16 protein-coding genes are annotated in these 20,349 nt (G+C 70.3%); 3 read left to right on the top strand and 13 right to left on the bottom strand.

Annotated features, from left to right (window positions below):
• Nucleotides 1–90: 90 nt before the first annotated feature.
• Together glmS and QF030_RS16700 are read right to left on the bottom strand one after the other, a co-directional pair.
• Nucleotides 91–1,908: a glutamine--fructose-6-phosphate transaminase (isomerizing) gene (gene glmS, locus QF030_RS16705; protein WP_307163479.1), complete on the bottom strand. Its 1,818-nt coding sequence runs from the start codon at nucleotides 1,906–1,908 to the stop codon at nucleotides 91–93.
• 24 nt (nucleotides 1,909–1,932) lie between these two features.
• Nucleotides 1,933–2,190: a hypothetical protein gene (locus QF030_RS16700; protein ID WP_020131788.1), complete on the bottom strand. Its 258-nt coding sequence runs from the start codon at nucleotides 2,188–2,190 to the stop codon at nucleotides 1,933–1,935.
• A gap of 186 nt (nucleotides 2,191–2,376) precedes the next feature.
• On the opposite strand from QF030_RS16700, the gene QF030_RS16695 reads away from it, so the two are divergent.
• Nucleotides 2,377–3,948 (top strand): purple acid phosphatase family protein, encoded by a 1,572-nt coding sequence (locus QF030_RS16695; RefSeq protein ID WP_307163478.1) that lies wholly within the window; start codon nucleotides 2,377–2,379, stop codon nucleotides 3,946–3,948.
• A 108-nt stretch (nucleotides 3,949–4,056) separates the two neighbouring features.
• Here QF030_RS16695 and QF030_RS16690 read toward each other — a convergent pair whose 3' ends face one another.
• The 11 genes from QF030_RS16690 to QF030_RS16640 form a co-directional block, all read right to left on the bottom strand.
• Nucleotides 4,057–4,926: a DUF4429 domain-containing protein gene (locus tag QF030_RS16690; RefSeq protein WP_307163477.1), complete on the bottom strand. Its 870-nt coding sequence runs from the start codon at nucleotides 4,924–4,926 to the stop codon at nucleotides 4,057–4,059.
• A 69-nt stretch (nucleotides 4,927–4,995) separates the two neighbouring features.
• Nucleotides 4,996–6,765 carry an IucA/IucC family protein gene (locus QF030_RS16685; RefSeq protein ID WP_307163476.1) on the bottom strand — a complete coding sequence of 590 codons (1,770 nt, stop codon included), beginning with the start codon at nucleotides 6,763–6,765 and terminating at the stop codon, nucleotides 4,996–4,998.
• On the bottom strand, nucleotides 6,762–7,316 hold the full coding sequence (locus tag QF030_RS16680) for a GNAT family N-acetyltransferase (protein WP_307163475.1): 555 nt from the start codon (nucleotides 7,314–7,316) through the stop codon (nucleotides 6,762–6,764). The genes QF030_RS16685 and QF030_RS16680 overlap by 4 nt, the downstream gene beginning before the upstream one ends.
• Complete coding sequence (locus tag QF030_RS16675) at nucleotides 7,313–8,587, bottom strand: lysine N(6)-hydroxylase/L-ornithine N(5)-oxygenase family protein (protein WP_307163474.1); 1,275 nt, start codon at nucleotides 8,585–8,587, stop codon at nucleotides 7,313–7,315. The genes QF030_RS16680 and QF030_RS16675 overlap by 4 nt, the downstream gene beginning before the upstream one ends.
• A complete protein-coding gene (gene desA / locus QF030_RS16670; RefSeq protein ID WP_307163473.1) occupies nucleotides 8,571–10,013 on the bottom strand; it encodes a lysine decarboxylase DesA in 1,443 nt (480 codons plus the stop codon). The genes QF030_RS16675 and desA overlap by 17 nt, the downstream gene beginning before the upstream one ends.
• A 178-nt stretch (nucleotides 10,014–10,191) precedes the next feature.
• Nucleotides 10,192–11,013, bottom strand: coding sequence for a siderophore-interacting protein (locus tag QF030_RS16665; protein WP_307163472.1), 822 nt, complete (start codon nucleotides 11,011–11,013; stop codon nucleotides 10,192–10,194).
• Nucleotides 11,014–11,128: 115 nt separating this feature from the next.
• Nucleotides 11,129–12,178, bottom strand: a complete 1,050-nt coding sequence (locus QF030_RS16660; protein WP_307163471.1) for an ABC transporter substrate-binding protein — start codon at nucleotides 12,176–12,178, stop codon at nucleotides 11,129–11,131.
• A gap of 395 nt (nucleotides 12,179–12,573) precedes the next feature.
• Complete coding sequence (locus tag QF030_RS16655) at nucleotides 12,574–13,734, bottom strand: acyl-CoA dehydrogenase family protein (RefSeq protein ID WP_307163470.1); 1,161 nt, start codon at nucleotides 13,732–13,734, stop codon at nucleotides 12,574–12,576.
• A gap of 6 nt (nucleotides 13,735–13,740) precedes the next feature.
• A complete protein-coding gene (locus tag QF030_RS16650) occupies nucleotides 13,741–14,673 on the bottom strand; it encodes a hydroxymethylglutaryl-CoA lyase (RefSeq protein ID WP_307167588.1) in 933 nt (310 codons plus the stop codon).
• An 8-nt stretch (nucleotides 14,674–14,681) separates the two neighbouring features.
• The gene (locus QF030_RS16645) at nucleotides 14,682–16,697 is read right to left on the bottom strand and encodes an acetyl/propionyl/methylcrotonyl-CoA carboxylase subunit alpha (RefSeq protein ID WP_307163469.1); all 2,016 of its coding nucleotides are present in this window, start codon (nucleotides 16,695–16,697) and stop codon (nucleotides 14,682–14,684) included.
• Nucleotides 16,698–16,711: 14 nt separating this feature from the next.
• The gene (locus tag QF030_RS16640; protein ID WP_307163468.1) at nucleotides 16,712–18,328 is read right to left on the bottom strand and encodes a carboxyl transferase domain-containing protein; all 1,617 of its coding nucleotides are present in this window, start codon (nucleotides 18,326–18,328) and stop codon (nucleotides 16,712–16,714) included.
• A 96-nt stretch (nucleotides 18,329–18,424) separates the two neighbouring features.
• Here QF030_RS16640 and QF030_RS16635 point away from each other — a divergent pair, with 96 nt between their 5' ends.
• Together QF030_RS16635 and QF030_RS16630 are read left to right on the top strand one after the other, a co-directional pair.
• Nucleotides 18,425–19,018, top strand: coding sequence for an SACE_7040 family transcriptional regulator (locus tag QF030_RS16635; RefSeq protein ID WP_307163467.1), 594 nt, complete (start codon nucleotides 18,425–18,427; stop codon nucleotides 19,016–19,018).
• Nucleotides 19,019–19,188: 170 nt separating this feature from the next.
• The gene (locus QF030_RS16630) at nucleotides 19,189–20,346 is read left to right on the top strand and encodes an acyl-CoA dehydrogenase family protein (RefSeq protein ID WP_307163466.1); all 1,158 of its coding nucleotides are present in this window, start codon (nucleotides 19,189–19,191) and stop codon (nucleotides 20,344–20,346) included.
• Nucleotides 20,347–20,349 lie beyond the last annotated feature (3 nt).

The raw sequence follows: 20,349 nt of genomic DNA, 5'->3' as shown, positions 1-20,349 counted from the left end.
CGGGGTGTCGGGCGTCCCCGGCGATGAGGACGGACCCCCCGTGGTGGGTGGCACCACGGGGGGTCCGTTCTGTGTGAGCGGGAAGGGCTGCTACTCCACCGTGACGGACTTCGCGAGGTTCCGCGGCTTGTCGATGTCGCGGCCGAGGGCCTTCGCCGTGTAGTAGGCGAGGAGCTGGAGCGGGATGCCCATCAGGATCGGGTCGAGTTCGTCCTCGTTCTTGGGGACGACGACCGTCTGGTCGGCCTTCTCCTGCTCCCGGTGGGCGACCGCGATGATCTTGCCGCTGCGGGCCTTGATCTCCTCCAGGGCGGCGCGGTTCTTCTCCAGCAGGTCGTCGTCGGGGACGATCGCGACCGTCGGGAGCGCGGGCTCGATGAGGGCCAGCGGGCCGTGCTTGAGCTCGGAGGCCGGGTAGGCCTCGGCGTGGATGTACGAGACCTCCTTGAGCTTCAGCGAGGCCTCACGGGCGACGGGGTAGCCCCGGACGCGGCCGATGAAGAGCATCGAGCGGGCCTCGGCGAGCGTCTCGGCCAGCTTCTCGATCTCGGCCTCCTGCTCCATGATCTCGGCGATCTGCGCGGGCAGCTTGCGCAGACCCTCGATGATCCGCTTGCCGTCGCGCACGGAGAGGTCACGGGTACGGCCCAGGTGCAGGGCGAGCAGGGCGAAGGCGACCGTGGTGTTGGTGAAGCACTTCGTCGAGACGACGCAGACCTCGGGGCCGGCGTGCACGTACACGCCGCCGTCCGCCTCGCGGGCGATCGCCGAGCCGACCACGTTGACCACGCCCAGCACCCGGGCGCCCTTGCGCTTCAGCTCCTGGACGGCCGCCAGCACGTCGTACGTCTCGCCGGACTGCGAGACGGCGATGTACAGGGTGTCGGGGTCCACGACCGCGTTGCGGTAGCGGAACTCGGAGGCGGGCTCGGCGTCCGCGGGGATGCGGGCGAGCTCCTCGATCATCTGGGCGCCGATCATGCCCGCGTGGTACGAGGTGCCGCAGCCGAGGATCTTCACCCGGCGGATCTGGCGCGCCTCGCGGGCGTCCAGGTTGAGGCCGCCCAGATGCACGGTGGAGAAGCGGTCGTCGATGCGGCCGCGCAGCACGCGGTCCACGGCGTCGGCCTGCTCGTGGATCTCCTTGTGCATGTAGGTGTCGTGGCCGCCCATGTCGTACGAGGCGGCCTCCCACTCGACGGTGGTCGGCTCGGCCGTGGTGCGGGTGCCCTCGGTCGTGTAGGTGCGGAAGTCGTCGGCCTTCAGGGTGGCCATCTCGCCGTCGTCGAGGGTGACGATCTGGCGGGTGTGGGCGACCAGCGCGGCGATGTCCGAGGCGACGAACATCTCCTTCTCGCCGATGCCGAGGACGACCGGGGAGCCGTTGCGGGCGACGACGATGCGGTCGTTGAAGTCGGCGTGCATGACGGCGATGCCGTAGGTGCCCTCGACCACGCGCAGCGCCTCGCGGACCTTGTCCTCGAGCTTGTCGGCCTGGGCGCGGGCGACCAGGTGGACGAGGACCTCGGTGTCCGTCTCGGAGAGGAACTCGACGCCGTCCGCCTCGAGCTTCTTGCGGAGGTCGGAGGCGTTGTCGATGATGCCGTTGTGGACGACGGCGACCTTGAGATCGGCCGACATGTGCGGGTGGGCGTTCACGTCGGAGGGGGCGCCGTGGGTGGCCCAGCGGGTGTGGGCGATGCCGGTGGTGCCCTTGAAGCGCGCCGGGACCTTGGCCTCCAGGTCGCGGACCCGGCCCTTGGCCTTGACCATCTTCAGGCCGGCCGTCTTGGGCGAGGTGACGACGATGCCCGCCGAGTCGTAGCCGCGGTACTCGAGCCGCTGAAGGCCTTCGAGCAGCAGCGGGGCCACGTCACGCCTGCCGATGTATCCGACGATTCCGCACATATATAGGTATCCCCAAGCTTTCGATCACCCGTAGACGATGCGCCGCAGTTGCCTGAGCGTGAGCTCCGGCGGCGCCACCGCACGGTATTTCAGGTCCGCCTCGACCCGTTCGAAGATCTCCGCGTTGACCAGGCCCTGGGCCTGGAGCTCGCGGTGGCGGCGACGGACGTAGTTCTCGGTCGTCTCGTCGAAGTAGGCGAGCACGTCCTGGATCACCCGGAGCGCCTCGCCCCGCTGGAGAGGCGTGGACCGCGTCAGGTGATCAACGAGTTCGTCGTGCACCCGGTAGATCCTGGAGGACGCGAGCCGCTTTCGCAAGAATCGTGCCCGATTTCGGGCAAGCACCTGTTAAGGAGCCTTGGGACAACGTTGAATGTGTTATGAGCCGCTGTTCGCGCACCGTCCATATGGCGTCTGGCGGGCCGTCGCCCGAGGCGACGAGTTTCAGACGTCATGGACACTCCTCGCATGGGCGTACCCGAGCGGCTCGCCGACCGCATGAGCATGGCCGAGCAGCACGAGTACCTGCGCGCCAAGTTCTCCCGACGCACGATGATCAGAGGCGGCGCCGTCACGCTGGGCGCCGTCACGGGTGGCGCGTTCGTGACCGGCGCCCCGGCCCAGGCGGCGGTGCCGGCGCGGGCCCCGAGGACCACGCCGGCCGCCGAGCACGTCGACGGCGCCCTCGTCGCCCCCTTCGGCCGCCACCTCGCCTACGGCAACGACCCGCGCACCGAGATCACGGTCTCCTGGCAGGTCCCGGTCGCGGTGAAGAAGCCCTTCATCCGGATCGGCGCCCACCCCTGGGACCTGTCCCGCAGGATCGAGGCAGAGGTGCGCACCCTCCACACCCCGGCCGGGGTGGGCACCGGCGGCGACCACACCCAGTACTACCTGCACGCCCGGCTCACCCACCTCAAGCCCGGCAGGACGTACTACTACGGCGTCGGTCACGCGGGTTTCGACCCGGCCGCCGCCCACCTCCTCGGCACCCTCGGCACCTTCACCACCGCCCCCGACCACAAGGCGCCGTTCACGTTCACCGCGTTCGGCGACGAGGGCGTCAGCTACCACGGTCTCGCCAACAACAGCCTGCTCCTCGGTCAGAACCCGGCCTTCCACCTGCACGCCGGCGACATCGCGTACGCCGACCCGGCCGGCCAGGGCAAGGCCTCCGACACCGGTTTCGACGCGCGGATCTGGGACCAGTTCCTCGCCCAGACCGAGTCCGTCGCCAAGTCCGTCCCGTGGATGCCGGCCTACGGCAACCACGACATGGAGGCCTGGTACTCGCCCAACGGCTACGGGGGCGAGGAGGCGCGCTGGAACCTCCCGGACAACGGTCCCGACAAGAAGAACCTCCCGGGCGTCTACACCTTCGTCCACGGCAACACGGCGGTGATCTCGCTCGACGCCAACGACATCTCCTTCGAGATCCCGGCCAACCTCGGCATCTCGGGCGGCACCCAGACGAAGTGGCTCGAGACACAGCTGAAGAAGTACCGGGCGTCGAAGGACGTCGACTTCGTCGTCGTCTTCTTCCACCACTGCGCCTACTGCACCTCCACCGCGCACGCCTCGGAGGGGGGCGTGCGCCAGGAGTGGGTGCCGCTGTTCGAGAAGTACACGGTCGACCTGGTCATCAACGGCCACAACCACCAGTACGAGCGCACCGACGTGATCAAGGCGGGCGCGGTCACCAAGAAGCTCCCGATCGGCGGCACGGCGTACCCCGAGTCCGAGGGTGTGGTCTACGTCACCGCGGGCGCGGCCGGCCGCAGTCTGTACGCGTTCAGCGCCCCGCTCTCCTACGAGGGCCACGAGAACGAGGTCGACTCGGTCGCCTCCTTCATCAACACCAAGGACGGCAAGGTCGACGAGACCGTCACCTGGTCGCGTGTGCGCTACCTCGACTACTCGTTCCTGCGGGTGGACGTCACCCCGGCCGCGAAGGGCCGTACGGCCACGCTGACCGTGCGCGGCATCGCCGAGACGGGCGAGCAGGTCGACCACTTCACGGTGGCCCGCAAGGCGAAGTGACCCCACCGGGTGCGCCCGGAAGGCAGGGCGCACCCCCGCCACCCTCCCGGCAGGCGGGGTGCCCCCCGGTCCGTTCGCATCTCCGTCGGCAGGTGGTCCTCGTCCGCGTTACAGGCGCTTGAGGACCGCCTGTTTGGCCAGGGCGAACTCCTCGTCCGTCAGGACGCCGTCACGGCGCAGCTCGCCGAGTTCGCGCAGACGGCGCAGCAGCGCGTCGTGGTCGTCCCCGGCGGCGGCGTCCGGCTCGCGCTGCGCGGGCACGGCGTCCCGGGGCCCGGCCGCCGGATGGGGCAGCCTGGCCTGTACGGCCGCCGCGACGAGCGCCATCAGCGGATCCTTCTTGAACCCCCACAGCTCCACGGCGTTGGGGTCGTACTTGGCCGGCGCCTTCGTGGGCGCGTGACGCAGCCGGAAGCGCAGACAGCCGTTCTCGAGACCGACCGAGGGCTGCCACTCCACGGCCTCGATCTCCGCGATGTCCAGACTGCGGGCGCCGGCGGAGGCCTTGGACTCCTCGGTCTTCCAGTTCCACTCCAGCCGTACCCGTTCACCGTCGAAACTCGCGGTGCCGTCCCCGGCGGAGACGGACAGCGGCACGGAGGGGCCGGGCAGCAGATACGCGTCCACCGGGTCGGTCGGCACCTCGTCGAGGAGCAGCGCCCGGCGCACCTCGTCCACGAGGTACTCGGCGACCCCGTACCGGTCGGATTCGACGAGCAGCTGATACGGATCGTGCGGCTCGGTCAGCCGGCCGCCGGTCGCCTGGAGCAGGGGATCGGCGCCGTCCCGCAGGCGGAGCCGCAGCCGCCCCGTCCGCTTCCCCTGCTCGAACGACAGCCCGGCCAACGCGCCCAGGGGGATCAGCAGTTCACCCAGTTCCCTGCGGAGCGGGCTGACGTTCCTGTCCCGGCCCGGGGTGAGTCGCAGGGCATCGCCGTCGAAGACCCAGGTGCCGTCCTTCTGGATGATTTCCGCCATGGGAGGATTCTTCCAAAGACGGCGACGGGCGCCCCCGGGGACCGTACCCGGGGGCGCCCGTCCGCCCGATCAGAACCCCGTGACGGGATTTTTCAGGGTTCCGACCAGCTGGAGGGCGCCCGACGGGTCCGCCAGGTCCACCATCTGCCGGTTGTTGCGCAGCTGGAGGCGGTTGAGGCAGGACAGGGCGAACTCGGGGGCGAACACGTCGTACTGGCGGAACCTGTCGGCCAGTTCCGGGTTCGCCTCCTGGTAGGCGCGGGTGACCTCGGCGACGGTGCGCCAGAAGTCGTCCTCGTCGAGGATCCCCTCGGTGGCGAGGCCGGCCGCGAGGAAGCGGAAGAAGCAGTCGAAGACGTCCGTGAAGACGGACAGCAGCTTCTTGTCCTCGGGCACCTCGACGCGGATGCGCCGGACCTCGGGCGGCAGCACCGCGTCCGGGTCCATGACGGCGATCTCCTCGGCGATGTCCTTGTAGATCGCCCGCTGCACCGCCCCGTCCTTCAGGACCAGGATGGTGTTCTCGCCGTGCGGCATGAACACCAGGTCGTACGCGTAGAAGCTGTGCAGGAGCGGGGTGTAGTACGCCTGGAGGTAGCCGCGCAGCCACTGGGTCGGCGTCAGGCCCGACTGCTCGATCAGCGCGCCGGCCACCGAGGCGCCCTCGTGGTCCACATGGACCAGGGAGGCCATCGTCGCGAGCGACTCGCCGTCCCGGAGCGTCGGCACCGGGCTCTCGCGCCACAGCGCGGCCAGCATCTTGCGGTACGGCGAGTAGCGGTCCGTCGCCGCCTCGTACTCCAGGTGCCGGTAGCCGACGGCCGCCCGCTCCCGGATGATCGACAGGCCCGTCGACCTGAGCACCGGGTCGTTGTCGATGAGCTGGGCCAGCCAGTCGTTGATGGCCGGGGTGGCCTCCATGTAGGCGGCCGACAGTCCGCGCATGAAGCCCATGTTGAGCACGGACAGGGCCGTCTTCACATAGTGCTTCTCGGGGTGCGAGGAGTTGAAGAACGTCCGGATGGACTGCTGGGCCAGGTACTCGTCGTCGCCCTCGCCCAGGCAGACCAGGTTCCCGCGGGCGATCTCGGCGGCGAAGGTGACGGTGAGCTTGTTCCACCACTGCCAGGGGTGCACGGGGATGAGGAGGTAGTCCTCCGGGTCCCGGTTCTGCTCACGCAGGATCCCGTCGAACCGCTCGACCGTCTTCTCGCCCAGCTCCTCCCGCACGAACGACTCGTACGCGATGCCGGCGCCCGCCGTGAACGCGGCCCGTGAGCGGTGCGCCGCCAGCCACACCAGCCGGACCGGGCTCGCCGTCTCCGGGGCGTAGGACAGGTACTCGTGGATGCCGAAGCCGAGCCGCCCGTTGTTGGCGACGAAGCAGGGGTGGCCCTCGGTCATCCCGGTCTCGATGGCCTGGAAGCCGCTTCTGACCAGCTCCGCCGACGTGATCTGCGGCTTGGTCAGTTTGTAGCAGGTGCCGGAGAGGGTGGAGGAGATCTCCTCCAGGTAGACCGGCAGGATCTCCTCGCTCAGACCCAGTGTCTTCTGCAGTTCGATGAGGAAGTCCAGCGCGGCCAGCGGGAGTTCGGCGCCGTCGCGGGTGCGGGTGATCGAGTCGGCGTCCACCTGCCAGTGGTCGAGGGCGTGGCGGGTGGCCGTGAAGCGGTAGTAGGTCAGCCCGTCGTCGCTGCGGACGACGAAGCGGCCGTCCTTCTCCTCGGGGGTGATCAGGCGTTCGTGCGCGAACTCCGCGAGGGCCTTGCGGACGAGCAGACGGTTGGCCTTCTCCCAGCGCTCGGGGGAGAGGTGGGCGACGGCGTCGGCGAGGCTCATGCCGGCACCCCCGTCGCCGCGACGAACTGCTCGCGTGTGCAGAAGCTCAGCAGCGCCCGCTTCTCCGGCTTCTGGATCTCCCGCTCGGGCACGAACCCGACGGCCTCGTTGAGGGCGTGCACCGCCGTGTTGGCGACGTCCGGCTCGACGACGACCCGGGAGGTGGCCGGGTCCTCGAAGAGGCGTGACATCACGGCGGTGATCACGGCCCGGGTGAACCCGTGCACGGGCCGGTCGGTGGGGGCGACCAGGAAGTGCATGCCGACGTCGCCGGGCAGCGGCTCGTACAGGCCGACCAGCTCCCGGTGGGCCGGGTCGTAGTACTCCATCAGGAAGGCGGGCTCGCCGTCGTGCAGACCGATGAGGGCGTGGCTGTGCTCGTCGGCCGCGATGTCCATGTAGGCGCGCTCGACGTCCACCAGTTTCGCGTTCTGCATCATCCAGTACGCGGCCTTGGGGTGCGTGACCCAGCCGTGCAGCAGCTCGGCGTCCTCGACGGGGTCGAGGGGGCGGAGGCTGAGACGGCCGCCGGCCGCCGTGGTCGTGCTCATACGCTGAACTCCTGGAACGCGATGGTCTTCTCGACCGGGTAGTACTCGCTGCCGAGCAGCTCACGGATGATCGAGCTGTTGCGGTACGCGCCCATGCCGAGGTCGGGGGAGGTGATGCTGTGGGTGTGCGCGCCCGCGTTCTGGAGGAACACGCCCCGGCCCGTGGTGTCGATGGAGTAGTTGCGGGCGATGTCGAAGTTGCCGTGCGAGTCGTAGCGCAGTCGGTCGCGGACGGGGGCGAGGAACTCCGGCTCGGTGTACTTGTAGCCGGTGGCCAGCACCAGCCCCTGGGAGCTCAGCTCGAAGTCCTTGCCCTGCTCCTCCTGGCGGAAGACGAGGGTGTAGCTGCCGTCCGCGTAACTCGCGCTGCTCAGCGAGGAGTTGGTGAGCAGCCGGGTGGGCACCGGGGTGCCGAGGTTCTTCTGGTAGAGCAGGTCGAAGATCTCGTTGATGAGATCGCCGTCGATGCCCTTGAACAGGCCCTTCTGCTCGGCCGTGAGGCGGTAGCGGGTCTGCTCCGGCAGCTCACGGAAGTAGTCGATGTACTCCGGGGAGGTCATCTCCAGCGTGAGCTTGGTGTACTCGAGCGGGAAGAAGCGCGGGGAGCGGGTGACCCAGTTCAGCTGGTAGCCGTGTACGTCGATCTCGCTGAGCAGGTCGTAGTAGATCTCGGCGGCCGACTGACCGGAGCCGACCAGCGTGATCGACTCCTTCTTCTGGAGCTCCGCCTTGCGCTGCAGGTAACGGGAGTTGTGCAGGAAGTCGCCGCCCAGGTCGGCGCAGGCCTCCGGGACGTACGGGGGCGTGCCGGTGCCGAGGACCAGGTGACGGGCGCGGAACCGCTCGCCGGCGGTGGTCCGCACGACGTACACGTCGTCCTCGTACGTCACTTCCGCGACCGTCGTCGAGAAGCGCACGCTGCTCAGCTTGTTCGCGGCCCAGCGGCAGTAGTCGTCGTACTCGACCCGCAGCGGGTAGAAGTTCTCGCGGATGTAGAACGAGTAGAGTCGGCCTTTCTCCTTCAGGTAGTTGAGGAAGGAGTACGGCGAGGTCGGGTCGGCCAGGGTGACGAGGTCCGACATGAACGGCGTCTGGAGGTGCGCGCCGTCGAGGAACATGCCGGCGTGCCACTCGAAGTCCGGCTTGGACTCCAGGAAGACGCCGTCGAGCGCGTCGATGGGCTCGGTGAGGCAGGCGAGGCCGAGGTTGAAGGGGCCGAGTCCGATCCCCACGAAGTCATAGGTGTGGCTGGCTTCAGGAAGCGCGGTCAAGGGACTCTCCCAGGTACTGCTCGGCGTGGCCGGCGATCAGGTCGAGGACGGCGGCGATGTCGTCGGTCGTCGTCTCGGGGTTCAGCAGGGTGAACTTCAGGTAGTGGCGGGCGCCGACCTTGGTGCCCGCGACCACCGCGTCACCGGAGGCGAAGAGGGCCTTGCGGGCGTAGAGGTTGGCGCGGTCGATCTCGGCCGGGTCGGTGACGGCGGCGGGGATGTAGCGGAAGACGAGGGTGGAGAGCGACGGCTGGACGACGACGTCGAAGCGCGGGTCGGCGGCCAGCAGGCGCCAGCCCTCGGCGGTCAGGTCGCAGACCTCGTCGAAGAGCTGGCCGATGCCGTCGGCGCCCATGGTGCGCAGGGTCATCCACAGTTTCAGCGCGTCGAACCGGCGGGTGGTCTGCAGGGACTTGTCCACCTGGTTGGGGATGCGCTCCTGCACCATGCGGCGCGGGTTGAGGTACTCGGCGTGATAGGTGGCGTGGCGGAGCGTGGCCGCGTCGCGGACCAGTACGGCCGAGGAACTCACCGGCTGGAAGAAGGACTTGTGGTAGTCGACGGTGACGGAGTCGGCGCGCTCGATGCCGTCGATCCGGCCCCGGTACTTCACGGAGGCGAGCAGACCGCAGCCGTACGCCGCGTCGACGTGCATCCAGGTGCCGTACTGCGTGCACAGTTCGGCGATCTCGGGCAGCGGGTCGATGGAGCCGAAGTCGGTGGTGCCGGCGGTGGCGACCACGGCCATGGGCGTCAGACCGGCCTCCTTGCACCGCTCCAGCTCGTGGGCGAGCGAGACGGTCCGCATCCGCTTGTCGCCGTCCACCGGTATGGACACCACCGCTTCGGGTCCGAGGCCCAGCAGTTTCGCGGACTTCTTCACGCTGAAGTGGCTGACCTCGGAGGCGAAGATGCGCAGTTCGGCGAGGTTCTCCGCCTTGGCCTCCTCGCGGGCGAGCAGCAGCGCCTGGAGGTTGGACTGGGTGCCGCCGGAGGTGAACACGCCGTCGGCGGCCGGGCCGAGGCCGATCCGGGCCGTCGTCCAGTCGATCAGTTTGCGCTCGATGAGCGTGCCGCCGGCCGACTGGTCCCAGGTGTCGAGAGAGGAGTTGACGGCCGACAGGACCGCTTCGCCCAGCACGGCCGGGATGACGACCGGGCAGTTCAGGTGGGCGAGATAACGGGGGTGGTGGAAGTAGACCGCGTCGCGCAGGTAGACCTCCTCCAGCTCGTCCAGGACGGCCGTGGTGTCGTGCAGCGGCTTGTCCAGGTCGATCCCGTCGATGCGGGGCGCGAGGGCGTCGACCGAGATGCCGGTGAACGGACGTTCGGTGGCGGCGATTTTGGCGGCCACCCGCTCTACTCCTTCGGTCACGGAACGGCGGTACTGCTCCGCGGTCGTGTCATTGAGCAGGTGCGAGCGCATGGTGGAAGTCCTCCGGGGGGTGGGGACGAGGGGTGGTGCGGACGGGCTCGGGGTACGGAGCCTCGGTTCAACTTAGGTTAGCCTAACTTAAGTTCCTCGGGGGGATCTTTCCTCTGCCGTGACCGTGATCACGTCGGTGCCCCCGCACAACTGCTCACGGGGGCACGGGTGGTGGCCTCTACTCCGCCGCGCGGAGCTGTTCCTCGTTCATGCCCTGCCGCCAGTACCCGACGAAGGTGATCCGGCGCCGGTCGATCCCGCGGTCCCGGACGAAGTGGCGGCGCAACGCCTTCACGCACCCCGACTCGCCCGCGATCCAGAGGTACGGGCGCTCGGCGGCCGGCAGCCGGGCCTCCCGGAGCGCGTCCACCGAGCCCTCCCCGACCACCCAGGTGATCTCGGCGTCCGCCGCGGTCGCCAACTCCCGGACGTTCCCGGCGTCGTGCGCCTCCAGCCAGACCCGGACGCGCTGACCGGCCGGCAGGGACTCCAGGATCGACGTGATGGCGGGAAGGGCGCTCTCGTCGCCCCACAGCACGATCAGATCGGTGTCCTCGGGCGGCCGGAACCGGATCGCCCGGTTGTCGGCCAGGGCCGGGCCCAGCAGAACGACCCGGTCCCCGGCGGCGGCGCCGGCGGCCCACGCGGAGGCGGGCCCGGCCGGGGTGTGCAGCACGAAGTCGATGTCGATCTCGGCGGTGCGCCCGAGTGCGTCCCGGCGCAGCGCCCGCAGGGTGTACGACCGCATCACCGCCCGCACGTCGTCCGGCAGTTCACGCCAGCCCTGCCACCAGCCGTCCCCCAGCTCGTAGGGCACCCGCGGCTCGCTCTGACCCGGCTGGGGCAGGAACAGCGACAGCGACTGGTCGCGGCCGTCGGAGAAGAAGTGCTCGAGATCCGGCCCGGCGAAGGTGGCCCGGACGAGCGACGATCCGACCCGCCGGGTCCGTACGACCTGGAGGGAGAAGAAGCGGAAGGGCGCGGCAACGGCGGTGGTCACGGGGTGCTCCTCTAGGCGTCGGGAGGGGTGGCTCACCTGCTCTCGGGGGCGCGGGGAACTGCGCGACCGGTCACGACGGGCCCGCAGTTCACCCACGGCCGAAGCCACCGCTGTGTCAGCTGACCTTCTTGGCCTTCTCGAGAACCTCGGCGAGGTTCTCGAGAAGCGGCACACACTTCGCGTAGGAGAGGATCGGCTCCGGCGACCGCGAGAGGACCTGCCCCGCCTTCACCGCGGGCAGCTTCTTCCAGGTCGCCTCGGTGATGTCGGCGGGCTGGATGGTCGAGGAGCGGTCGTCCATCATGATGATGTCCGCCGCGTACTTGTCGACGTTCTCCCAGCTCAGCGACTCGTACCAGCCACCACCCTCCGCCTTGGCGCTCTCCGGCGGCTCGACGAAGTTCACGCCGAGGGCCTTGAAGTACTCCAGGTCGATGGAGAGGTTGGTGCCGGACACGTAGAACAGTTCGGCGCTCGCGGAGCCGGCCAGCACCTTGATCTCGGGCTTGGCCTTGGCGGCGGCGCGCAGCCGGGCGGCCGCTGCCTCGAACTTCTTCTTGGCGTCGGTGACCGCCGCCGCCGTCATGTCGGCGCCGAGCGACTCGGCCAGCTCCCACATGCGCTGGAGCGGAGCGGTGAGCTGACGGTCGTAGACGGAGACGCCGACGCTCGGAGCGAGCTTGGCGATCTTGTCCTTGGAGGCCTCGGGGACGTACCAGAGCGTGCCGGCGCTGTCGAACATCGTGGAGATGAGGACGTCGGGGGCGAGGGCCGCGTACTTCTCGACGTTGAACTCGTCCCAGACGTTGCCCAGGACCGTCACCTTGGTGACGTCCATGTCGCCGGCCTGGACGTCGGCCTTGCCGGCGGCGGTCCTGGTCGGGCCGAAGACGCCCTTGACCTGGATGCCGTAGTCGTACAGGGCGGCGCCGACGCCGGTGAAGGCGACGATGTTCGCGGGGATCTCGTCCAGCTTCACCGTGGTGCCGCGGTCGTCCTTGAAGGTCCAGGAACCGGACTTGGCCGAGGCGTTCGCCGACGACTCGGAGCCACTGCTGCTCGCGTCGTCGTCCCCGCAGGCGGCGAGGGCGGCACCGAGGCCCAGGGCGCCACCGGCGGCGAGGATGCCACGGCGGGTGGGACGAGCGGCTCTGGCGTTGGGCATGTCTCTGGCTACTTTCGGACGGGGTGGATCACCCGGGGACGGTTCGAATGTAGGTTAGCCTAACCTCAGCTAGTGTCCAGAGGGCGGTTCGGAGTCGAGGAACGCCCGCCTCGACGCCTGCGCGTTTTCTGTGCTCCTCCTGTGCGTCAGAGGTGTATGGAGTGTCAGGAAGCTGGCCCGGCCCCGGAGTTGAGCCCGCGTCGACGATGCGCAGAGCGGCCGGACCGCCTCAGGGCATGCCTGAAGGGCCGCCGTACCGGCCGGGACCGAGCGGTACGGCGACCTCGTGCGTGACAGGACCCGAGAGGCCGGGTCGGTTCCGGCCGATGTGCGCACCCGTCACCGGGGGTGCGGTGTCCCGTCGGGCGTCACCGCGCCCCCTCGCGCTTGCGGACTCAGCCGGGCAGCCCCAACTCGCGGGCGATCAGCATCCGTTGCACCTCGCTCGTGCCCTCCCCGATCTCCAGGATCTTGGAGTCTCGCCACATCCGGGCCACCGGGTACTCGTTCATGAAGCCGTAGCCGCCGTGCACCTGGGTGGCGTCCCGGGCGTTGTCGACGGCGATCGTCGACGAGTAGAGCTTGGCGAGGGCCGCCTCCTTCTTGAAGGGGTCGCCTGTCACCAGCCGCGAGGCCGCGTCCCGCCACGCGAGGCGGGCGGTGTGGGCCTTCGTCTCCATGTCGGCGATCTTGAACTGGATGGCCTGGTTGGCGCCGATCGGACGGCCGAACGCGTGCCGTTCCTTCGCGTACTTCACCGATTCGTCCACGCAGCCCTGCGCGAGGCCGGTCGCGAGCGCCGCGATCGCGACGCGCCCCTCGTCGAGGATCCGCAGGAACTGCGCGTAGCCGCGGCCCTCCTCGCCCAGCAGGTTCGCCGCCGGTACGCGCACGTCCGAGAAGGACAGCTCACGGGTGTCGGAGGCGTTCCAGCCGACCTTCGAGTACGGGCTCGCGACCGTGAACCCCGGTGTGCCGGACGGGACGATGACGGCCGAGATCAGCGGCCGGCCGTCCGGCTTGCGGCCGGTCACCGCGGTGACCGTGACCAGCCCCGTGATGTCCGTGCCCGAGTTGGTGATGAAGCACTTGGTGCCGTTGATCACCCACTCGTCCGTCTCGGGGTCGAGCCGGGCCGTCGTACGCGTCGCGCCCGCGTCGGAGCCGCCGTCCGGCTCGGTCAGCCCGAAGGCGCCCAGGATCTCGCCGGAGCACAGCCGCGGCAGCCACTCCCGCTTCTGCTCCGGCGTCCCGAAGAGATGGATCGGCATGGCGCCCAGCGAGACGCCCGCCTCCAGGGTGATCGCCACGGACGAGTCGACGCGCGCGAGTTCCTCCAGCGCGATGCCGAGGGCGAGGTAGTCGCCGCCCATGCCGCCGTACTCCTCCGGGAACGGCAGCCCGAACAGGCCCATGCGGCCCATCTCGCGGACGATCTCGTAGGGGAACTCGTGCCGCTCGTAGAAGTCACCGATCTTGGGCGCGACCACGTCGTGCGCGAACTCCTCGACGGTGCGGCGGAGTTCTTCCAGTTCGGGGGAGAGACGGTGGTCCATTTCGGGTCACTGCTCCTTGTGGGGCTGTGCCGTGCCGAGTGCTCGGACGGTGCGGGAGGGGCTGGGTCGGCCCAGTCGGGCGGCCATCCACTCGCTTGTGGCGACGAGGAGGCCGAGGTCGACCCCGGTGTCGATGCCGAGGCCCTGCAGCATCCACACGAGGTCTTCGGTGGCGAGATTGCCGGTGGCGGACTTGGCGTACGGGCAGCCGCCGAGACCGCCCGCCGAGGCGTCGACGGTGGTGACGCCGTGCTGGAGCGCGGCGAGGGTGTTGGCCAGGGCCTGGCCGTAGGTGTCGTGGAAGTGCACGCCCAGCGCGTCCGTGGGAACGCCCTGTTCGTTCAGCGCGGTCAGCAGCGCCCCGACGTGGCCCGGCGTGGCCACGCCGATCGTGTCGCCGAGGCTCAGCTCGTCGCAGCCCAGGTCGAGCAGGGCGCGGCAGACCCGGACGACCTGGTCGACCGGGACCGCGCCCTCCCACGGATCGCCGAAGCACATGGAGAGGTAGCCGCGCACATGCACGCCCTGCGCCTTGGCCCGGGCCACCACCGGCTCCGACATCGCCATCACCTCGTCCACCGTGCGGTTGAGGTTGGCCTTGGCGAAGGACTCGGTGGCGCTGACGAAGACGGCGACCCGGCGGGCGCCCAGGGAGAGGGCACGGTCCAGTCCGCGTTCGTTCGGCACGAGGACCGGCAGGTCCACCCCGAGGTCGCGCACCAGCGGGAACAGCTCGTCGGCGTCCGCGAGTTGGGGCACCCACCCGGGGTGGACGAAGCTGGTGGCCTCGATGGTGGTCAGGCCCGCCTCGGCGAGGCGGTGGACGAACTCCGCCTTGACGGCCGTCGGCACGGCCGACTTCTCGTTCTGCAGGCCGTCGCGCGCGCCCACCTCGTGGATGCGCACCCGCGCGGGCAGGCCCTCGGCCGGTACGACCATGGGAAGCGTCACTGTTCCTCCTGTGCCTCTGCCGGTGCGTCCGCCGGGGCGATGACGGCCAGCACCTGGTCCATGGCGACCGTCGAGCCCGGCGTCACGTCCAGTTCGGCGACCGTGCCGGCGTGCGGGGCGGAGATGACGTGCTCCATCTTCATCGCCTCGACGACCAGCAGGCTCTGGCCCGCGACCACTTCGTCGCCGACGGCGACCTTGACCACCGTGACCGTGCCGGGCATGGGCGCGGTGAGCGAGTCGGCGCCCGCGTGAGCCCCTCGGGAGAGGGAGTCGGCGACCGGGTCGTGGTCCCGGACGTTCCAGGCGTCGCCGTCACGGCCGAGCCAGGTGCCGTCCGGCAGCGCGGCGTAGGACCGGGCGACGCCGTCGAGCCGGCAGCCGAACCGGGGGTCTCCTCCCGGCGCCGGGAGCGGCCCCGCGGCACCTCGCAGCGGAGTGTCCGCACCGGGCGGCAGCACCTCCGTGCCGTCCGCCGTGCCGCGCACGCGGACGGTCACCGGGTCGTGCCCGGGCACGTGCAGGTGGTGTGCCGTCCAGGCGGGCTCGCCGCCCAGCCGCCAGCCGTCCGCGGCGGCGAAGGGGTCCACCCAGCCTGTGCCGGGCGCGGGGGCGAGCGCGGCCTGGCGCAGCAGCGCCGCCGCCGCGTAGACGTCCTGCGGTACGTCGGCCGCGACGAGCGTCGCGGCCTCCCGCTCCACCAGGCCCGTGTCCAGCTCGCCCGCCACCACCGCCGGATGGGCCAGCAGCCGCCGCAGGAACCCGGCGTTGGTCTGCACGCCCAGGGTGACCGTCTCCCCGAGGGCCGCGCGGAGTCTGCGCAGCGCGGTCTCCCGGTCCGGTCCGTAGGCGATCACCTTGGACAGCATCGGGTCGTAGAGGCTGCCGACCTCGGTGCCCTCGCTCAGCCCGGAGTCGGTGCGCACTCCGTCGCCCTGGGGTTCGCGCAGCCGGAGCACCGTCCCGCCGGAGGGCAGGAAGCCGCGCGCGGGGTCCTCGGCGCAGATCCGCGCCTCGACCGCGTGCCCGGTCAGCCGGACGTCCTCCTGGCCGAAGGAGAGGCGTTCACCGGCGGCCACCCGCAGCTGCCACTCCACCAGGTCCAGACCGGTGACCAGTTCGGTGACCGGGTGCTCCACCTGGAGGCGGGTGTTCATCTCCATGAAGTAGTACGACGACGGGTCGGTGCCCGGCACGATGAACTCCACCGTGCCCGCGCCCCGGTACCCGCACGAGCGGGCCGCCTGGACCGCTGCCTCGCCCATGGCCGCACGGGTCCTGTCGTCCAGCAGGACCGAGGGCGCCTCCTCGACGATCTTCTGGTGGCGGCGCTGGAGGGAGCACTCGCGCTCGCCCAGGTGCACCACGTTCCCGTGGCCGTCGGCCAGCACCTGGATCTCGATGTGCCGGGGCCGGTCCACCCACCGCTCGACGAGGAGCGTGTCGTCGCCGAAGGAGGCGCGGGCCTCGCGGCGGGCGGCGGCGATCTCCTCGTCCAGCACGGCCAGGTCCCGGACCAGCCGCATGCCCTTGCCGCCGCCGCCGGCCGACGGCTTGAGCAGGACGGGCGCGCCCAGCCGGCGGGCGGCCTCGGCCAGCTCGGGATCCCGGCCGCCGGGGACGACCGGCACGCCGGCCGCCTGCACGGTCTCCTTGGCCCGGATCTTGTCGCCCATCAGGGAGATGGCGTCCGCGGACGGTCCGATGAAGACCAGCCCGGCGTCGGCGCACGCGCGCGCGAAGCCGGCGTTCTCCGCGAGGAAGCCGTAGCCGGGGTGGACCGCCTGGGCGCCGGTGCGGGCGGCCGCGGCCAGCAGCCGCTCCACCGACAGATAGCTCTCGGCCGCCGGCGGCGGACCGATGCGCACGGCCGTGTCCGCCTCCCGGACGTGCCGGGCGTCCGCGTCGGCGTCGGAGAAGACGGCCACCGAGCGCACGCCCAGCGCGCGCAGGGTGCGGATGACGCGGACGGCGATCTCGCCCCGGTTGGCCACAAGCACGGTGTCGAACATGAATGCTCCCCTCCTCACATCCGGAAGACGCCGAACTGGGGGTCACCCAGCGGCGCATGGGCACAGGCGGTCAGGGCGAGGCCCAGTACCTGCCGGGTCTCCAGCGGGTCGATGACGCCGTCGTCCCAGAGCCGGGCGGTGGCGTAGTAGGCGTTGCCCTGGCGCTCGTACTGCTGCCGGACGGGTGCCTTGAAGGCCTCCTCCTCGTCCGCGGGCCACTCCTGGCCGCGTGCCTCGAGCTGGTCCCGCTTGACGGTGGCGAGCACGGAGGCGGCCTGCTCGCCGCCCATGACGGAGATCTTGGCGCCCGGCCACATCCACAGGAAGCGGGGCGAGTAGGCCCGGCCGCACATGGAGTAGTTCCCGGCGCCGTACGACCCGCCCACGACGACCGTCAGCTTCGGCACGCGCGTGCACGCCACGGCCGTCACCATCTTGGCGCCGTGCTTGGCGATGCCGCCGGCCTCGTAGTCCCGGCCGACCATGAACCCCGAGATGTTCTGGAGGAACACCAGCGGGATCCCGCGCTGGTCGCACAGCTCGATGAAGTGGGCGCCCTTCTGCGCGGACTCGGAGAACAGGATGCCGTTGTTGGCGACGATGCCGACCGGGTGGCCGTGGATCCGGGCGAAGCCGGTGACCAGGGTCTGCCCGAACTCGGCCTTGAACTCCGCGAAGCGGGAGCCGTCGACCACGCGCGCGATGACCTCGCGCGCGTCATAGGGAGTGCGGGAGTCGACGGGCACCGCGCCGTACAGCCCGTAGGGATCCACCTTGGGTTCCACGGACTGCCGCACCTCCCAGGGCAGGGGCCCGCGCGCGGGGAGCGTGGCGACGATGTTCCGGACGATGCGCAGCGCGTGCGCGTCGTCCTCCGCGAGGTGGTCGGTGACGCCCGACACCCGCGCGTGCACCTCGCCGCCGCCCAGCTCCTCCGCGGTGACGACCTCGCCGGTGGCTGCCTTCACCAGCGGGGGCCCGCCCAGGAAGATCGTGCCCTGGCCGCGGACGATGACGGCCTCGTCGCTCATGGCCGGGACGTAGGCCCCGCCGGCCGTGCACGAGCCCAGCACCGCCGCGATCTGCGGGATCCCGGCCCCGGACATCCTGGCCTGGTTGTAGAAGATCCGCCCGAAGTGCTCCCGGTCCGGGAACACCTCGTCCTGCATGGGCAGGAAGGCCCCGCCCGAGTCCACGAGATACAGGCAGGGCAGCCGGTTCTCGAGGGCGACCTCCTGGGCCCGCAGATGCTTCTTCACCGTCATGGGGTAATAGGTGCCGCCCTTGACGGTGGCGTCGTTGGCGACGATCACACAGGCGCGCCCGCCGACCCGTCCGATCCCGGCGATGACCCCGGCCGCCGGTGCCTGCCCCTCGTACATGCCGTCGGCGGCGAGGGGGGCGAGCTCCAGGAAGGGCGACCCCGGGTCCAGGAGGGCGTCGACCCGGTCCCGCGGCAACAGCTTCCCGCGCGCGGTATGGCGCGCCCTCGCCTTCTCCCCACCCCCCAGCCGGGCCGCGGCCAGCTTGCCGCGCAGTTCGTCGACGAGTGCGTGGTGTGCCGCCTCGTTGGCCCGCCAGGCCTCCGACGCGGGATCTGCCGCGCTCGTCAGCTCCGGTGCCTGCTCCATCCTTGCGGTCCCCTCACCCAGTGATCGACTGTTAATGAGCGTTAACCATTTCCATCAGGTTAACGACCGCTAACCTCCCTGTCTAGAATCGTCTGCATGGCCACGAGAACCGACGCCCCCACCCGTCGCGAGCAGATCCTCAGGGAGGCCGCGCGGCTGTTCGCCGAGCGCGGGTTCCACGGCGTCGGGGTGGACGAGATAGGCGCCGCCGTCGGCATCAGCGGGCCGGGGCTCTACCGGCACTTCCCCGGCAAGGACGCGATGCTCGCCGAGCTTCTGGTCGGCATCAGCGGCCGGCTGCTGACCGGTGCGAAACGGCGGCTCCAGGAAGCCGACGGCGTGCCGCCCGAGGCGTTCCTCGACTCGCTCGTCGAGGGCCACATCGACTTCGCCCTCGACGACCGTCCCCTGATCACCCTGCACGACCGTGAGCTGGACCGCCTCCGTGACAGCGACCGCAAGCTGGTCCGCCAGCTCCAGCGGCAGTACGTCGAGCTGTGGGTGGAGGCCCTGCGCGCCGTGTATCCGGGCCTCGCCGAGCCGGCCGCCCGCTCGGCGGTGCACTCCGTCTTCGGTCTGCTGAACTCCACCCCGCACCTCGGCCGACCGGGTTCCCTGCCGGGCCGTGCGGCCACGGCGGCGCTGCTGCACCGGATGGCCAGGGGGGCCTTCGCGGCGGCCGGGGAGTGACGAGCGTTACCCCCGCCCCACCCTGGACGCTCTTCGTACTCGCCGGTACGGTTGTTCTCTGAGCAAGCGCTTAGCCAATGAGGGCCGCAACCATCAATTGAGCACCCCGACGGCGAGCAACCAGGTACGCGAGAGCGGCGCCGGTTTAGGCGCAAGGAAGGGTGGCGGCGGTGCGCCGTACGGTGTTCAACGAGGACCACGAGGCGTTCCGGGAGACTCTCCGGGCCTTCATCGAGGCCGAGGTCGTCCCCGTCTACGACGAGTGGTTCGCGGCCGGCCAGGCGCCGCGCGACTTCTACTACAAGCTCGCCGAGCTGGGCGTCTTCGGCATCCGCGTCGACGAGGAGTACGGCGGCGCGGGCATCGACTCCTACAAGTTCGAGGCCGTGCTGTACGAGGAGACCGCCCGCGCGGGCGTCTCCTTCGGCGGCTCCGGCGTGCACGTGCTGCTCGGCCTGCCCTACATCAAGCTGCTGGCCAACGACGAGCAGAAGAAGAAGTACCTGCCGAAGTTCGTCTCCGGTGAGGAGATGTGGGCGATCGCGATGACCGAGCCGGGCACCGGCTCCGACCTCGCGGGCATGAAGACCACCGCCAAGCTCTCCGAGGACGGCACGCACTACGTCCTCAACGGCGCCAAGACCTTCATCACCGGCGGCGTGCACGCCGACCGCATGATTGTCTGCGCCCGCACCGCCGCGCCCACCAAGGAGGACCGCCGTCACGGCATCTCCCTCTTCGTGGTGGACACCAAGGCCGAGGGCTACTCGGTCGGTCGCAAGCTCGACAAGCTCGGCCTGAAGACCTCCGACACCGCCGAGCTGGCGTTCGTCGACGTCAAGGTGCCCGTCGAGGACCTGCTCGGCGAGGAGAACAAGGGCTTCTACTACCTCGGCCACAACCTCGCCTCCGAGCGCTGGGGCATCGCCTTCGGCGCCTACGCGCAGGCCAAGGCCGCCGTCCGGTTCGCCAAGCAGTACGTTCAGGACCGTGTCGTCTTCGGTCAGACCGTCGCGTCCTTCCAGAACACCAAGTTCGAGCTGGCCGCCTGCCAGGCCGAGGTGGACGCGGCCGAGGCCGTCGCCGACCGCGCCACGGAGGCCCTGGACGCGGGCGAGCTGACCCCGGCCGAGGCCGCCAGCGCCAAGCTGTTCTGCACCGAGGTCGCCCACCGGGTCATCGACCGCTGCCTCCAGCTGCACGGCGGCTACGGCTTCATGAACGAGTACCCGATCGCCCGCCTGTACGCGGACAACCGTGTCAACCGCATCTACGGCGGCACCAGCGAGATCATGAAGACGATCATCGCGAAGGACATGGGTCTGTAAGCA

Source organism: Streptomyces rishiriensis, assembly GCF_030815485.1.
Classification (GTDB): Bacteria; Actinomycetota; Actinomycetes; order Streptomycetales; family Streptomycetaceae; genus Streptomyces; species Streptomyces rishiriensis_A.
Note: the sequence above shows the minus strand (reverse complement) of the source record. Positions and strands in the feature narration are given on the sequence as shown.

Bases quoted from the DNA above. Each gene is read 5' to 3' on its own strand.
- glmS (WP_307163479.1), bottom strand. From the start codon at position 1,908: ATGTGCGGAATCGTCGGATACATCGGCAGGCGTGACGTGGCCCCGCTG.
- QF030_RS16695 (WP_307163478.1), top strand. From the start codon at position 2,377: ATGGGCGTACCCGAGCGGCTCGCCGACCGCATGAGCATGGCCGAGCAG.
- QF030_RS16690 (WP_307163477.1), bottom strand. From the start codon at position 4,926: ATGGCGGAAATCATCCAGAAGGACGGCACCTGGGTCTTCGACGGCGAT.
- QF030_RS16685 (WP_307163476.1), bottom strand. From the start codon at position 6,765: ATGAGCCTCGCCGACGCCGTCGCCCACCTCTCCCCCGAGCGCTGGGAG.
- QF030_RS16680 (WP_307163475.1), bottom strand. From the start codon at position 7,316: ATGAGCACGACCACGGCGGCCGGCGGCCGTCTCAGCCTCCGCCCCCTC.
- desA (WP_307163473.1), bottom strand. From the start codon at position 10,013: ATGCGCTCGCACCTGCTCAATGACACGACCGCGGAGCAGTACCGCCGT.
- QF030_RS16660 (WP_307163471.1), bottom strand. From the start codon at position 12,178: ATGCCCAACGCCAGAGCCGCTCGTCCCACCCGCCGTGGCATCCTCGCC.
- QF030_RS16655 (WP_307163470.1), bottom strand. From the start codon at position 13,734: ATGGACCACCGTCTCTCCCCCGAACTGGAAGAACTCCGCCGCACCGTC.
- QF030_RS16650 (WP_307167588.1), bottom strand. From the start codon at position 14,673: ATGGTCGTACCGGCCGAGGGCCTGCCCGCGCGGGTGCGCATCCACGAG.
- QF030_RS16645 (WP_307163469.1), bottom strand. From the start codon at position 16,697: ATGTTCGACACCGTGCTTGTGGCCAACCGGGGCGAGATCGCCGTCCGC.
- QF030_RS16640 (WP_307163468.1), bottom strand. From the start codon at position 18,328: ATGGAGCAGGCACCGGAGCTGACGAGCGCGGCAGATCCCGCGTCGGAG.
- QF030_RS16635 (WP_307163467.1), top strand. From the start codon at position 18,425: ATGGCCACGAGAACCGACGCCCCCACCCGTCGCGAGCAGATCCTCAGG.